Here is a 14,071-nt window from a genome sequence, read left to right on the forward strand (position 1 = left end):
AGAATTGGAGGAAAATGTGCAAAGCTATTTTGTTGCCATCGCGAGCTATGTTGGCCTGTACTTATTAATGACGATTGTGAGAAATACGATTGGCTTCAAGGCGAGGTGGCCATTAACCTTGCCATTCATTGTGATTTTTGGTGGCTTAGCCGGTTTACGGGATATTACGGTTGGCGCCGATACCCGCCTGTATGTTGAAATTTTTGACCACATCGGGCATCAGCAGGCGATGGGGTGGTCAACGATTATGACGAGCAAGTATCCACTATATGACTTGTGGAATATCGGCTTATTTCAACTTGCACCAGTTGGTCAAACTATTATTATGGCGAATGCGCTGGTGATCGCTTTGATCATGCAACGAGCCATTTTGACTTATTCATCGCTGATTTTTTTGCCAAGCTTATTATTGGTCAGCCTATATTTTTATTTTTATAGTCTGAATATTAGCCGTCAATTTATTGCGATTGGGTTACTGTTTTTGGCAACGAGTTATTTACTAAAAAATCAGCCCAAAAAATTTTGGCCGCTTTACTTGGCAGCCATCCTGATTCACAGTACAGCAATCATTGGTGGTCTGGCGTATGTGGTTTACCGAATCAATTGGACCCGTAAACGCTTAGGCCTGGCGTTGCTAGTTGTTGTAGCAGGCAAGCTTTCTTTAGCACAGCTAGTCAGTTGGTTCACAACGCTGTTTCCCCGTTATGGTATTTATAATGTGAGTGGTGAGATTTCCACTACCGGGATTGAAACGATTAGCACGCAGAGCAATGGTGGCACCTTATTAATGAATTTGTTTTACTTAGTTTTTGTTGGGGTGGGATGGCGCTTATTGCCACGGTTAACGCCAGTTGCACATGCCAAATTGCGTTATTTGACCATTTTAATGACTTTAGCTGTTACGGCTGGGTTATTATTCGCCCAAAATGTTTTGGTTACTCGGTTGCTGATGTATTTTACGATCAACATGGTGGTCTACTTGCCATTAGTCCTAACGACAGGTTTGACAGTGCTCGCAAGGCCACGGTTTAAGCCAATCGTCACGATCCCCATGGCAAACTTGGGCCTGTTTTTGGTCACGTTAGTGCCGATGACGATCCAATTGAGTAAAAATATTGCTGAAGTGCTCCCATATCGGTTTTGGCCGTAAACGAGGTGTGACATGACGATTCCAAAAATTATTCACTACTGCTGGTTTGGCGGTGAACCCGAGCCAGAATTTGTGGCGCGACATTTGGTAACTTGGCGGCGTTATGCCCCAGACTTTGAAATTAGACGTTGGGATGAACAACGATTTGATTGTCAGCAACTCGCGGCTACCCGAGAAGCCTATGCGGCCAAGCGATTTGATTTGGTCAGCGATTATGTTCGCTTATATGCGTTACGAGAAGTTGGTGGTATCTACTTGGATGTGGATGTCGAGCTGTTGCGATCACTGACACCGTTACTTAAAAATCAAGCATTTCTAGGCTTGGAAGATTTCGATGCCATTGCGAGTGGGTTAATTTTCGGCGCAACGAAACATGAGCCTAATATCACCGCACTGGCAGCGCGTTATGAAGCTGCGACGACCCGACCGACGCAAAATTGTGTGGCAATCACGACCGCCTATTTCCGTCAACTCGGATTTAAACCACGTAATCAGCTGCAATTGATCAATGGCGTACAAATTTATCCGACTATGTATTTTTGTCCCTTGAAATATGGGACAACGAAGGCTCGAGTGACTCCTGAGACGATTTCGATTCATCATTATCGTCCAGTTTCAATACGGCGACGTTGGCATATTTTACTAGGACGGTTGGGCAGTCGATTGTTGGGGCGTCGGCGAGTTGAGACTTATTTGAAAAGATTGAAACAGTTAAAGATTCCGTATTTTTAACCGGGCTGTTCAACCCGATGTTAGACACATACTGGGGCATACAAGTAATTCTTAACTTGTGTGTCACAAGATCTAATGATGACAGTGATCTGATTTAGCACATCGCAATGAAGTGGGTGATTAAAGCGTGGGAGAAAAAGGGCTGAACCGACTGCGAGCGGCCTCAAGAAATGCTGTCACAACCATGGTGACGCAACTGATTGGGTTGGTCTTGAAGTTTGGGGTTCAAACGGCATTTATTCGAAGTTTGTCTGAAGATTATCTTGGCTTAAATGGCCTTTTTACAAATTTGGTCAGCTTTTTAAGTTTTGCTGATTTGGGAATCGGAACGGCGATTACAGTTGGGTTATACCAACCAATTGCGCGTGGGCAAGTTACGGTGGTGCAAGCCTTAATGGCGTTTTACCAACGACTTTACCGCGTGATTATTTTGGTGATGGCCGGTACTGGCCTTGCGATTGCACCGCTATTGCCATTACTAATTAAAGACACGTCTTTTAAGCCAGGACAATTAGCCTTATGGTTTTTAGGTTATTTGCTGATGACCTTGGCAACTTATTTTAGTGCCCATCAGCGCTCACTGTTAATGGCCATGCAGCAAGACTATTTGACGGTACGCAATGACTTTGGCTTTAAAGTGATTCAGCAAGTTGCTCAAATTATTATCTTAGTGCAGTGGCAGTCATTTTTAGGCTTTTTAGTCATTCAGTTGGTTATGGCAATTTGCAGTAATTGGCGATTATCGCGCATGGCACGAAAACGGCATCCAGAGATTTTTTTACTGGTTGCGGATCAGGAGCACCCTAAATTGGCTGCTGCAAGGCGACATGAAATTCGCCAAACGATCGTGGGGGCGATTGCCAATAAAATTGGCGCAGTTGTGATTTTTAGCACGGATAATCTCGTATTGGCGATGTGGGTTGGGTTAACCGCAGTGGCAAAATATGCCAACTATCTGTTGATTGTGCAAAGTATCAGTGCCATTTTTGCTCAGGTGATGGGCTCGGTCGTGAGCAGCATTGGTCATTTACATGCGACGGCCACCCCTCAGCATCAACAACGCATCTTTTATCGCTTATTATATTTGAACACTGGCGTTAATTTGATGGTGTCGGTGGGCTTAAGTTTTGCCATGAGTCGGTTTATTGTCATCTGGGCTGGACCGGAGTACCGCTTGGCGACATTAGTGACCATGCTCATTGTATTGAATTATTCACTGAGCCAGTCACGATATGTTGTGACAAGCTTTATTTCGGGGTTAGGTTGTTTTTGGGCGTTGCGCTGGAAGGCGATTGTTGAAGCTGGTGTCAATATTGGCTTATCGCTGCTATTGGTTGGTCAATATGGCATCTTAGGCGTGGTCCTGGGCACGCTGGTCAGTCATGTGTTGATTAATCTCGTTTGGGAGCCGGCACTCCTGTTCCGCGTGGGGACACTGGGACCGTTGCGACAGTACTTGGTTGCGTATTTGAAATATGAAGGCTTGATTGTGGTCGTGATTGGCGTGATGAGTTGGTTGTCGACTAAAGTTGGGACTGTCACCATTGCCCAGTTGGCTGGGCTGACATTGGGACTAGAAGTTGTCATTGGGGGCCTTTTTGTGGCCATGACTTGTCGAAGTCCAGCGTTTCAGTATTTTAAAGGTTTGCTGATTAAAGCGGTCAAACGAGTTTTTCAAGCCGCTTAGCCCTTAAAAGTCGCATAAACCCAGCAATCATGCTAAAATAAATCATGTTACTGAACACAAGGGAGCTGGGTTAAGATGGCGACAAGCAAGCGCCGCTTTAAAGCGGAAATTGATGGTCACGAGTATACGATCATCGGCAGCGCATCCGACCGTCACATGCAAACGGTGACGCGGATGATGAACGAACAAATTGCACAATTAAAGAAATTAGCCCCAGATCTGTCTGATCAAGCGATTGCGACGTTACTCGCTTTTAACGCGATTTCAGATCAAGTGGATAAACAAGCAGAATTATTGAAGATGCAACCAGATGATGCAAAAGAATAGCTGCATCATCTTTTTTTGCGTTTGAGATGAGTCAATCCAAGGAGGGATACCGTTGAATTCCAAAGTACTCACTACCTTAGAGTATCAACAAGTTAAACAACAATTAACGCCGTATTTAGTGTCGGCGGCGGGTCAAAAAGAACTCGCAGAATTACAACCAATGAGTGACCTTGATCGCGTTCAGGTTGCATTGGATGAAACTAACGATGGTGCCGAGGTTTATCGGCTAAAAGGCGGCATCCCAATTGCCCGTTTAGCCGATATTGCCCCACACATGAAGCGTTTGGCCATTGGTGCCACGCTGAATGGGAGTGAATTGGGCCAAGTTGGTCGGGTGTTGAAAACCACGCGGGCCATCACACGTTTCTTTGACGACCTCTTAGCGGATTCACCAGAAAATGGGATTCGCCACTTATTTGATGAAGTCCAAGAACTCGTCACCTTGCCAGAAGTGACGAAACGCTTAGCGACCGCCATTGAAGGCGACGGCCACATCACGGATGAGGCTTCACCAGAATTGAGCAGTATCCGCAGTCACATCAGCAAAACTGAGGGCGAAATTCGCGCGAAGATGGAACATTACACTCGCGGAAAAGATGCCAAGTATTTGAGTGATCCGATTATTACGATTCGAAATGATCGTTATGTCATTCCGGTTAAAGCCGAGAATCGGAGCCGTTTTGGTGGGATTGTTCACGATCAGAGTGCCAGTGGCCAAACGTTATTTATTGAACCACAGGCAGTCATGGCATTAAATGATCGCTTGCGGCAAAATCAAGTGGCAGAGAAACAAGAAGAACAACGAATCTTGGAAGAACTCTCAAACTTGATTTCACCGTATCAAGATGAAATTTTGCAAAATGCGGCGATTCTGGGCCATTTTGACTTTATCAATGCCAAGGCGCGATATGCGCATGACATGAAGGCGACCGAACCAACCGTGTCAGTTAAAAATGAGGTTTATTTGCGACAAGCTCGGCATCCTTTAATTGATCAAAAAAAGGTTGTCGCTAACGATATTACGTTAGGGACTGACTACCAAGCAATTGTGATTACTGGACCGAACACCGGTGGGAAGACCATTACGCTGAAAACGCTGGGATTGTTACAATTAATGGGGCAATCTGGCTTATTCATTCCGGTCGATGAAGGCAGTCGTATTGGGATTTATGACGAGATATTTGCGGATATTGGTGATGAACAATCAATTGAACAAAACCTAAGTACCTTCTCGTCACATATGGAAAATATTGAAAGCTTTTTGGCACAAATCAATGACCGCAGTTTAGTCCTAGTCGATGAATTAGGGGCCGGGACCGATCCGCAAGAAGGGGCAGCCTTAGCGATTGCTATTTTGGATGCCATTGGTGCTAAAAATACGCAAGTGGTTGCGACGACCCATTATCCAGAATTGAAGGCATACGGGTTTAATCGGCCAGATACGATTAATGCTAGTATGGAGTTCGATGAGGCGACGTTGAAACCGACCTATCGCTTACTCGTCGGGATTCCTGGTCGTAGTAACGCCTTGGATATTGCCCAACGCTTGGGCATTCCAAAAACGATTGTTGACCAGGCACGCTCATTAACGGACAGCGATAGCCAAGATTTGAATGCGATGATTGCTGATTTAGTTGCCAAGCGCAAACAGGTTGAAGATGAACAGTTGCAACTAGCAACTGACCTCACTGACGCGGATCAGCTTCACAAACAGTTGAAGAGTGAATTTAATGCTTACCAACAGCGCAAGGATCAATTGATTGAAGACGCCAAGGTTCAAGCGAACGAGATTGTTGAAAAGAGCAAGACTAAGGCCGACGCGATTATTAGTGATTTGCGCAAGAAGCAACTGGCGAGTGGTACGACTAATATTAAAGAAAACGAATTAATTGACGCGAAGGGTGCTTTGAACGCACTGGAGCAACAACCTAAGTTGAAAAAGAACCGCATCTTGCGGCACGAAAAGGCGAAACAAGACTTCCACAAGGGCGATGACGTCTTAGTGAAGTCCTATGGTCAACGTGGGGTGCTCGTCCAGAAGATGGGCCAGCATGAGTGGGAAGTACAACTTGGCATTTTGAAGATGAAGATTCAGGAAGCCGACATGGAAAAGGTGACAGCCGAGGCAGAACCGAAACGGGCCCGAGCAACGATTCAATCTGCGAACGCCAGTCATGTGTCACCGAATTTGGACTTACGTGGCGTGCGGTATGAAGACGCGATGACGCAAGTGGATCGCTACATTGATGCTGCGCTCTTAGCCGGTTATCCAGCGGTAACCATCGTGCATGGTAAGGGAACTGGGGCTTTACGTGAGGGGATTACGGACTATTTGAAGACGAATCGTCAAGTGAAGTCGTTCCACTTTGCTGCGCCTAACCATGGCGGTAACGGTGCAACCGAAGTGAGTTTTAAATAGTTTTTAGACAAATTGGTTGTGCTTTTTCAAGGTTAACTGATATACTTACTATTAGTAAATATCAATTATAGGAGGCCGATTAAAATGGTCGAAGCAACGACAGATAAAACGTTTGAAGCGGATACTGCAAAAGGTGTGACATTAACTGATTTTTGGGCAACTTGGTGTGGTCCTTGTCGGATGCAATCACCAGTTGTTGAGCAATTAGCAACCGAGATGGGTGATAAGGTCACTTTTAATAAGATGGACGTTGATGCTAACCCTGATACGGCTAGCAACTTCGGCATTATGAGTATCCCAACTTTACTCGTTAAAAAAGATGGTGAAGTTGTCGATACCTTAGTCGGTTACCATTCAAAAGAACAAATCATGCAAACCCTAGATCAATTCGTTGAAGCCTAGGTTTGACAGTTATCAGGTCTTGATTGCCAGTGATGGTGATTGAGACCTTTTTGCTATCAAAAAAAGACCGTGACAGCTGTCATGGTCCTAGGCGTATTTCCGAAGACTGGTTAAGCGTCCGGATTTGGTTGATCATCATCGGCCGGCTGTTGGTCGGCTTCTGGGCGAACAATTTCAATTGGTGTCTGTGGATCTTGTCCCAACAAGGGCTGTTCATGATCAATTGTCACTGAAATTCGCAGCGACATTTTATTTTGAGAGGTAATTTTGGCTTCACTGACGCAGTTGAAACGCTCGCTGACTTGTTCCGCCAGAAAGCCAGTTTCAAGCATGAAATCAGGGGCCTTCAGTGCGAAGCTACGGCGAGCAACGGGTTCACCTGTCAGTTCGTACGTGATCAGATCGTTGGTTTCTTTTTGAAGAATTAAATGACCCCAGCCACATTGTTCAAAAAATGTCACTAGGTCTTCATTGGAAACGACTGGAAATTGGCGCGCCAATTCTTTACCTGCCCAGTAAAGGATCCCACTGCTATCGTCTCCCAGCAAGTTTGGTAACAAGGCATCGCGCAAGACTTCAACGCTTAAAACGGAAGACTTGATCGCGTTACCCGCAAATTGAGAATAAAAGGCGTTCGTCATGATAGTTCCTTTCCATGTGTAATCGCAGTATCTCACTGCACCATAATAAATAGTATACCTTGTTTCCATAGATATACAGGTTTTTTTCACTTTCTAGGTCGGAAACTTAACCAATTCATATGCATTTGGGATTGCTTGAAATCAACGCTGAAAAAGGCGATAATGAAGTTTCAGAATTCAGTGAACGGAGATTTTGAAAATGGCGAATCAACAGGCAATTGGTTTCATGGATTCCGGGGTTGGTGGTTTGACGGTCGTTAAACAGGCCTTGAAACAGCTCCCCCGTGAGAGTGTTATTTTTATTGGTGATCAAGCGAGATTGCCTTATGGACCGCGTCCTAGTGCACAAGTTCAGCAATTTTCTTGGCAAATGGCGAATTTTTTGTTGGCGCAACAGATTAAGATGTTAGTCATCGCTTGCAACACGGCCACAGCGGCGGCGTTGCCGGACTTACGTGCCAAGCTAGGAATTCCCGTGATTGGTGTGATTTCTCCGGGATCACGGGCCGCAATCAAAGCGTCTAAGAATCACCGTATTGGGGTGATTGCGACTGAAGGGACGATTCGTAGCAAAGCTTATCAGCAGGCAATTTTAACCAAAGATCCGAGCGCAACCGTGATTTCACAAGCTTGTCCAAAGTTTGTGCCACTGGTTGAGTCTAATGAGTACCGGTCTTCTGTCGCGAAGCGCGTGGTTGCGGAAGGTTTACAACCGTTCAAAAATAGTGGCATTGATACTTTAGTTTTGGGCTGTACCCATTACCCCTTATTGCGACCTTTGATTCAGAACGTGGTTGGCCCGAAAGTCACCTTGATTGATTCTGGGGCAGAGACTGTCAATGGGGTTTCTTTCATGTTGGACTATTTGGATATTGCCAATACCAGCACACAAAAACCACAGCCAGATCAGTATTACACGACGGGTTCGGCGGAACAGTTTGCGACCATTGCGCAAGATTGGCTCGAACAACCAAGTTTTAAGGCGACACAGATTGAATTAGGGGGGGATTAAGTTGAAAACGTTAATTATTGCGACAAACAATCCTGGCAAGGCGCGTGAATTCGCTGAGATGTTTAAAGACTATGAGATAACAGTTAAAACACTGGCCGATTTTACCGATATCCCGGAAATTACCGAGAATGGCATCACCTTTGAAGAAAATGCCACCAAAAAGGCAACCGTGGTTGTTAAAGCGACCGGGTTGCCAGTCATCGCGGACGATTCTGGCCTGATGGTCGACGCCTTGCATGGTGATCCCGGGGTGTTCTCCGCCCGTTATGCGGGCGATCACAATGATGCCGCCAACAATGCCAAGTTGTTGGCAAATTTAGGCGGGGTGCCAGAAGCGCAGCGAACCGCAACCTTTCACACGACCCTAGTTGCTTTGAAACCTAATGGGCAAAAATTAGTGGTCAATGGCGAACTTAAGGGACGAATTTTAATTGCGCCACGCGGGGACAATGGGTTTGGTTATGATCCGTTATTCTGGTCTGACAAGTTTCAATGTTCATTGGCCCAATTAACGGATGCACAAAAAAATTCAATCAGTCATCGTGGCGCTGCGTTACGACAACTGATGCCAAAATTTGATGAATGGTGGGCGAATTAAGATGAAATGTTTAGTCGTAAGTGACAGTCATGGCGACCGCGATATTCTCGTGAAATTGCTGGATGCCTATCAAGGAAAAGTGTCGGCCTTCTTTCACTGCGGGGATTCTGAGTTGCAAGTGGATGATGCCGTCTTTAACCAAATATACACGGTTCAAGGCAATATGGATTTTGATGATCGGCTACCCGATGAAGTGAGCACGACTGTTGATGGCGTGTCCGTGTATATGACTCATGGACACTTAGTCGGTGTTAACTTTGGGCTGGATCAGTTGATGGCAGCGGCAACGCAACATCAGGCGCAACTGGCCTTTTTTGGACATACGCATCAATTAGGGGTTGAACGCCATCATGGCTTGTTAGTTTTAAATCCCGGCAGTATCAGTCAACCACGGGGTGAATTTAGCCGCCTCGGCGGAACCTATGCCATTGTCGAAACTGATGGTCAAAAGATAACCGTCCAGTATTACAATCGTCAATTACAGCCAGTACCCGAATTGCACTTTCAATTTAACAGCTAAAGCGGTTGAAAACTGAAATGCGCGAGTACGTCAGCCCATACAGATTTCACTTCCGGTTGGGACTGATAACATGCGGTCGTGGGACCGGGCCAAGCCAGAAGCGTCTTGGTCCTCGCCCGGAACGCTTGCAAAAATCGCAAGTGTCTCGGACAGTCCGTGGTGTAACGTCGGCCAAAATCAGCCGATGTAACGCCACCATCACGACCGATGCTATCAGTCCCAACCTGCAGCAAATTAAGCTCAGCGGAGTCAGGCAGAAACGTTGATTGGCCGGCGTTCTTTGCCGCCTAATCTTACAGGGCGATTCAAAGACGTGGGTTATCGGCTTGGAATAGAGGTTCCCAGACCGACCTTTGGCTGGGACTGTCCCGCATGGCACAACGATTCTGCCTGGCGGAGCGCTCATCACGAGTTTAAGCGCGACGGTGACTGGATATGTTCCTGTTCACGTGTTTTTGTGTACTTAGTATCCTTAATTAACAGCTAAATAATGATTAAAATAAGCAAAATGCCCTTAACTTAACGCGGCTTTCAGGTAAAATAGAAAGAGGTGCTTTAAAGAAGGGGGTTCACCTGATGTTGATTAAACCAGTTGAAGATATGCTGTTACGCAATGCGGATCATTATTTGATTCCGGCCGACATCGTCGCAGTTGTCCAAGCTGATAATAATTTATACCACGCATTTTTGGTGCTGACGAAGATTAAATATTCAAAAATTCCGGTACTGGATAATGATGGTCACTTTGAAGGCTTAGTTTCCTTACCCTTAATTACTGAGCAAATGCTTGGTTTCGATCAGTTGAATACAGAAATCTTAATGCAAATGCGGGTCAGTGATGTGATGGAAACGCGGGTTAAAACCGTGACGTCGGTTGGTGACGTTGAAACGACCCTGCATCTGATGATCAATGATCCATTTGTCCCAGTAGTTGATGCTGACGGTATTTTTCAAGGCATCATTACGCGACGTGAATTTATGAAGAGTTTCAATTTCTTGACTCATGAAATTGGGAAACAATATGATATGATTGAGAAGGATTTTTCCGGTAACGAAAAAACTAATTAAAACAATGGAGGCGTTCTAATGGCAAAATTAGATGCACAATCAATTATTAACTACATTGGTAATTCGAAGAAAAAGACACCAGTGAAGGTTTTTGTTAAAGGTCAACTTGACCAAATCACTGATGTGCCTGCTAGCATCAAAACCTTTTTCAGTGGCAATGCTGGGGTACTATTTGGCGATTGGGCCGACGTAGAACCATTTTTGACAGCGAATGCGGCTAAAATTGAAGACTCAGAAATCGAAAATAATGCCCGCAACTCAGCGGTTCCAATGGCTGACTTGAAGCAATACAATGCCCGGATTGAACCTGGTGTTGCGATTCGTGATCAAGTTTTAATTGGTGACAATGCGGTGATTATGATGGGCGCCGTCATCAATATTGGTGCTGAAATTGGCGAAGGTTCAATGATCGACATGGGTGCCATTTTAGGTGGCCGGGCAATCGTTGGTAAGAATTGTCACATTGGTGCTGGAACTGTGTTAGCTGGTGTGGTTGAACCACCTTCGGCAAAACCGGTTCAGATTGATGACGATGTCTTAATTGGCGCGAATGCCGTCGTTTTGGAAGGCGTTCATGTTGGTAAAGGTGCGGTCGTCGCTGCAGGGGCCATTGTCATTAATGATGTCGAACCAAATACGGTTGTTGGTGGGGTTCCTGCCCGTAAGTTAAAGGATATTGATGACAAAACCAAGAGCAAGACTGAACTGATGAGTGAATTACGGAATCTTTAATTTTGGAGGTGTAAGGAATGGCGCTACAAGAAGCTGATCTAATTCCAATTTATCAACAGTTACACCAAATTCCGGAACTTGGCTTAGAAGAACACGAAACGCACGATTACTTGTTATCAATTATTGCGAAAATGCCGCAAGATTACTTGACCGTTAAGTTGATTCCAACGTTAGCGACGGCAATTTTGGTTAAAGTGAGTGGTAAAAAACATGATTATCGGATTGGCTATCGAACAGATATCGACGGCTTGCCGGTGACCGAAGCAACGGGATTACCATTTGCCTCCAAGCACGTTGGCACGATGCATGCTTGTGGACATGATATTCATATGTCAGTTGCGTTAGGAATTTTGAGCTACTTTGCTGAAAATCAACCTGAAACGGATATGATTTTCATGTTCCAACCAGCTGAAGAGAATGCCTCTGGTGGCAAACGACTCTACGAGAGCGGGGCACTAACCGCTGACTGGTTGCCAGATGAGATCTTTGCCTTTCATGATAATCCAGATTTACCAGCGGGAGCCATTGGTTGTCGAATGGGAACGTTATTTGCTGGCACCTGTGAAATCCATGCTCATTTGACTGGAAAAAGCGGGCACGCAGCTTTTCCACATAATGCGAATGATATGGTCGTGGCAGGTTCGGCGTTGGTGCAACAGTTACAAACGATTGTCTCTCGTAACGTTGACCCCATTCAGAGTGGCGTCGTGACTTTAGGCCACTTTACGGCGGGCACGATTGGTAATGTGATTGCTGGTGAAGCCCAGATTGATGGGACGATTCGGGCATTGACGCAGGAGATGAATTTACACATTCAGCGCCGCGTTCGCACGATTGTTGAAGGAATCGCACTCGCTTATGATTGCAATATTGATCTTGATTTGCATCAGGGCGGCTACTATCCAGTTGAAAACAACGATACAATTACTGCAGATTTCATGTCTTATATGAAGGCTGATGCGGATGTTAACTTTATTGAGACGCGGCCAGCAATGACCGGTGAAGATTTTGGCTTTCTGATTCATCAAATCCCTGGGACGATGTTCTGGTTAGGCGTGGATAGTCATTATTCACTGCATTCGGAACACATGGTGCCACATACTAGTGCCATCATGGCTGGGGTTAATGCGATGACCGGGTATCTGACGCATCGTAATGAGTTACAAAAATAGTTCTAAAAAAACACGCGCTCACTTTTTTTGAAAAGTGGGTGCGTGTTTTTTTAGAGCTTATCGTTGTGGGCGATATACTGACAGTGACGGCAACTGAATGCCAGCGTCCTTGGCGGCGGCCAAATAGGCGGCGAGAAAGTCGCGTTGAATGGCAAATTGCATCCCATTTTTAACGTAGAATTGAACGCGGAAAACCAAGGTCCCATCGGCTTGGGTGGTGACGCCTTGAATATCTGGTTCACCGATGATGTCAGGGTAGTCTGGAACTAATGTTTTATTGGTCGCCTCAATGGCTTGAGTCAAGTCTGCGGCTGGGGTGTTAGCGGTAATATGCAGATCAATTAAGACCCGCATGTCATTACGTGACTGATTACTGATAATCAAAATCTTACGGTTAGGCACAAAATTCAAGGTACCATCAGCGCTCGTGATTTGCGTGGTTCGCAAGCCCATCGCTGAAACCGTGCCTTCGACCGTTTCGATTTTAACGTAATCACCGACGTCAAATTGGTCTTCAAGTAAGATGAAGAAGCCGGTGACAATATCACTCACAAAGCCTTGAGCACCGAGGCCTAAGGCCACACTGAAGATTCCGGCACTTGCAATCAAGGTGCCAACGGGAACCCCAAGCGTTGAGAGAATCGCATAGAGCCAGAAAAACATGATAATATAATGGAAGATATTTAATAATAGCGTGAAGATCGTTGAGAGCCGATTAGAGGCAGTCTCACTAGTATTCGCATTGGTAATAAATACATGATGAATCAGGTGTTTGCCAACGCGGTCAATAATCCAAAATAACGCGCTGAAAAGAATGATTTCAATGATTTTGCCCCCAATATTAAGGACGATTTGTTGCCAATCAATCTTGGCAACTAATTTCATCCATACGGAGACTTGTTTTGGCGTTTCCACGACGCCGAGATTAACTGGAAAAAACATTTTTTCACCTTCGTTAAAGTTGTCTGAATTTTAGTTTAGCAGACTTTAGGAAATGAACCAAGTTGAAAAGTTGAAGCTGATTGCTCAACCAGGCTGAGGCAATCGCGTGCCGGCTTTTGGCTGTCAGCCGAATCGCTTAAAGCGGAGTGCTAATCTCATCAGGATGTAAGCACTTTTTTCATTGCAGTATTTTTATGACAATGCTATGCTTATTCTAATGTAGATGCTGTTGAAGGAGGAATTTTTTAAGATGATTACACATATTGCGGGGATCATTGCCGCCGTAGCATTCTTACTATTAGTTTGCTTCATCGGGATTTTCTTAGTCCGTATTACGAAAACGATGGGTGAAGTCAACCGTAGCTTGAACACGATTACGGATGATGTTGATGCCCTCTCGCATGAAACTGAAAAAATCATGTCGAATGCCAATGAACTTTTAAAAGATGTCAATGGTAAAGTTGCCACGATTGAGCCAGCTTTTAAGGCCATGGGCGACTTAGGTCAAAGTGTTTCTGATTTAAATGCTGCCACGCGTGAATTAACTGCCAAGGTTGGCAAGAGTAATGAAAAGCGGAGCAAGTTCTCGAGTGCGTCGAAGGTTGGTAAAGCTGCCTTTGATGTTTACCGGAACCGCCGTTCAAAAAATAATAGCGAGGAGTCTTAATT

The 14,071-nt window shown here is 45.2% G+C and carries 15 protein-coding genes; 13 read left to right on the forward strand and 2 right to left on the reverse strand.

From position 1 onward, the window contains the following. Positions 1-16: 16 nt before the first annotated feature. The 6 genes from FFM74_RS01030 (at position 17) to trxA (ending at position 6,717) form a co-directional block, all read left to right on the forward strand. Positions 17-1,150, forward strand: coding sequence for an EpsG family protein (locus FFM74_RS01030; RefSeq protein WP_137624799.1), 1,134 nt, complete (start codon positions 17-19; stop codon positions 1,148-1,150). 12 nt (positions 1,151-1,162) lie between these two features. Further along, complete coding sequence (locus tag FFM74_RS01035) at positions 1,163-1,882, forward strand: glycosyltransferase family 32 protein (RefSeq protein ID WP_137624800.1); 720 nt, start codon at positions 1,163-1,165, stop codon at positions 1,880-1,882. A gap of 127 nt (positions 1,883-2,009) precedes the next feature. Continuing rightward, positions 2,010-3,569: a lipopolysaccharide biosynthesis protein gene (locus FFM74_RS01040; protein WP_137624801.1), complete on the forward strand. Its 1,560-nt coding sequence runs from the start codon at positions 2,010-2,012 to the stop codon at positions 3,567-3,569. Between the two features lie 75 nt (positions 3,570-3,644). Continuing rightward, complete coding sequence (gene zapA / locus FFM74_RS01045) at positions 3,645-3,896, forward strand: cell division protein ZapA (protein WP_137624802.1); 252 nt, start codon at positions 3,645-3,647, stop codon at positions 3,894-3,896. Positions 3,897-3,948: 52 nt separating this feature from the next. Beyond that, complete coding sequence (locus FFM74_RS01050; RefSeq protein WP_137624803.1) at positions 3,949-6,315, forward strand: endonuclease MutS2; 2,367 nt, start codon at positions 3,949-3,951, stop codon at positions 6,313-6,315. A gap of 84 nt (positions 6,316-6,399) precedes the next feature. Continuing rightward, positions 6,400-6,717: a thioredoxin gene (trxA, locus tag FFM74_RS01055; protein ID WP_137624804.1), complete on the forward strand. Its 318-nt coding sequence runs from the start codon at positions 6,400-6,402 to the stop codon at positions 6,715-6,717. Between the two features lie 110 nt (positions 6,718-6,827). Here trxA and FFM74_RS01060 read toward each other — a convergent pair whose 3' ends face one another. Continuing rightward, the gene (locus FFM74_RS01060; RefSeq protein WP_223877124.1) at positions 6,828-7,358 is read right to left on the reverse strand and encodes a YslB family protein; all 531 of its coding nucleotides are present in this window, start codon (positions 7,356-7,358) and stop codon (positions 6,828-6,830) included. A 199-nt stretch (positions 7,359-7,557) separates the two neighbouring features. On the opposite strand from FFM74_RS01060, the gene racE reads away from it, so the two are divergent. The 6 genes from racE (at position 7,558) to FFM74_RS01090 (ending at position 12,460) form a co-directional block, all read left to right on the forward strand. Next, positions 7,558-8,370 carry a glutamate racemase gene (gene racE / locus FFM74_RS01065; RefSeq protein ID WP_137624806.1) on the forward strand — a complete coding sequence of 271 codons (813 nt, stop codon included), beginning with the start codon at positions 7,558-7,560 and terminating at the stop codon, positions 8,368-8,370. Continuing rightward, a complete protein-coding gene (locus FFM74_RS01070; protein ID WP_137624807.1) occupies positions 8,366-8,968 on the forward strand; it encodes an XTP/dITP diphosphatase in 603 nt (200 codons plus the stop codon). Before racE ends, FFM74_RS01070 begins: the two co-directional genes overlap by 5 nt. Before the next feature lies 1 nt (position 8,969). Continuing rightward, the gene (locus FFM74_RS01075; protein ID WP_137624808.1) at positions 8,970-9,488 is read left to right on the forward strand and encodes a metallophosphoesterase; all 519 of its coding nucleotides are present in this window, start codon (positions 8,970-8,972) and stop codon (positions 9,486-9,488) included. A gap of 576 nt (positions 9,489-10,064) precedes the next feature. Beyond that, the gene (gene cbpB / locus FFM74_RS01080) at positions 10,065-10,556 is read left to right on the forward strand and encodes a cyclic-di-AMP-binding protein CbpB (RefSeq protein ID WP_137624809.1); all 492 of its coding nucleotides are present in this window, start codon (positions 10,065-10,067) and stop codon (positions 10,554-10,556) included. A gap of 18 nt (positions 10,557-10,574) precedes the next feature. Continuing rightward, positions 10,575-11,288, forward strand: coding sequence for a 2,3,4,5-tetrahydropyridine-2,6-dicarboxylate N-acetyltransferase (gene dapD, locus FFM74_RS01085; RefSeq protein WP_137624810.1), 714 nt, complete (start codon positions 10,575-10,577; stop codon positions 11,286-11,288). A 17-nt stretch (positions 11,289-11,305) separates the two neighbouring features. Then, positions 11,306-12,460 carry an N-acetyldiaminopimelate deacetylase gene (locus tag FFM74_RS01090; RefSeq protein ID WP_137624811.1) on the forward strand — a complete coding sequence of 385 codons (1,155 nt, stop codon included), beginning with the start codon at positions 11,306-11,308 and terminating at the stop codon, positions 12,458-12,460. 57 nt (positions 12,461-12,517) lie between these two features. Here the strand turns inward: FFM74_RS01090 and FFM74_RS01095 are convergent, their stop codons facing one another. Continuing rightward, complete coding sequence (locus FFM74_RS01095; RefSeq protein ID WP_137624812.1) at positions 12,518-13,402, reverse strand: mechanosensitive ion channel family protein; 885 nt, start codon at positions 13,400-13,402, stop codon at positions 12,518-12,520. Positions 13,403-13,652: 250 nt separating this feature from the next. On the opposite strand from FFM74_RS01095, the gene FFM74_RS01100 reads away from it, so the two are divergent. Continuing rightward, positions 13,653-14,069: a DUF948 domain-containing protein gene (locus FFM74_RS01100; RefSeq protein WP_137624813.1), complete on the forward strand. Its 417-nt coding sequence runs from the start codon at positions 13,653-13,655 to the stop codon at positions 14,067-14,069. Positions 14,070-14,071: the final 2 nt, after the last annotated feature.

Origin of the sequence: Lactiplantibacillus pingfangensis, assembly GCF_005404945.1 — a bacterium.
Taxonomy (GTDB): Bacteria; Bacillota; Bacilli; order Lactobacillales; family Lactobacillaceae; genus Lactiplantibacillus; species Lactiplantibacillus pingfangensis.

Excerpts from the sequence above, each read along its gene's own strand:
- FFM74_RS01100 (WP_137624813.1), top strand. The coding sequence starts at position 13,653 with ATGATTACACATATTGCGGGGATCATTGCCGCCGTAGCATTCTTACTA.
- zapA (WP_137624802.1), top strand. The coding sequence starts at position 3,645 with ATGGCGACAAGCAAGCGCCGCTTTAAAGCGGAAATTGATGGTCACGAG.
- FFM74_RS01075 (WP_137624808.1), top strand. The coding sequence starts at position 8,970 with ATGAAATGTTTAGTCGTAAGTGACAGTCATGGCGACCGCGATATTCTC.
- FFM74_RS01035 (WP_137624800.1), top strand. The coding sequence starts at position 1,163 with ATGACGATTCCAAAAATTATTCACTACTGCTGGTTTGGCGGTGAACCC.
- dapD (WP_137624810.1), top strand. The coding sequence starts at position 10,575 with ATGGCAAAATTAGATGCACAATCAATTATTAACTACATTGGTAATTCG.
- FFM74_RS01060 (WP_223877124.1), bottom strand. The coding sequence starts at position 7,358 with ATGACGAACGCCTTTTATTCTCAATTTGCGGGTAACGCGATCAAGTCT.
- racE (WP_137624806.1), top strand. The coding sequence starts at position 7,558 with ATGGCGAATCAACAGGCAATTGGTTTCATGGATTCCGGGGTTGGTGGT.
- FFM74_RS01095 (WP_137624812.1), bottom strand. The coding sequence starts at position 13,402 with ATGTTTTTTCCAGTTAATCTCGGCGTCGTGGAAACGCCAAAACAAGTC.
- cbpB (WP_137624809.1), top strand. The coding sequence starts at position 10,065 with ATGTTGATTAAACCAGTTGAAGATATGCTGTTACGCAATGCGGATCAT.
- FFM74_RS01090 (WP_137624811.1), top strand. The coding sequence starts at position 11,306 with ATGGCGCTACAAGAAGCTGATCTAATTCCAATTTATCAACAGTTACAC.
- trxA (WP_137624804.1), top strand. The coding sequence starts at position 6,400 with ATGGTCGAAGCAACGACAGATAAAACGTTTGAAGCGGATACTGCAAAA.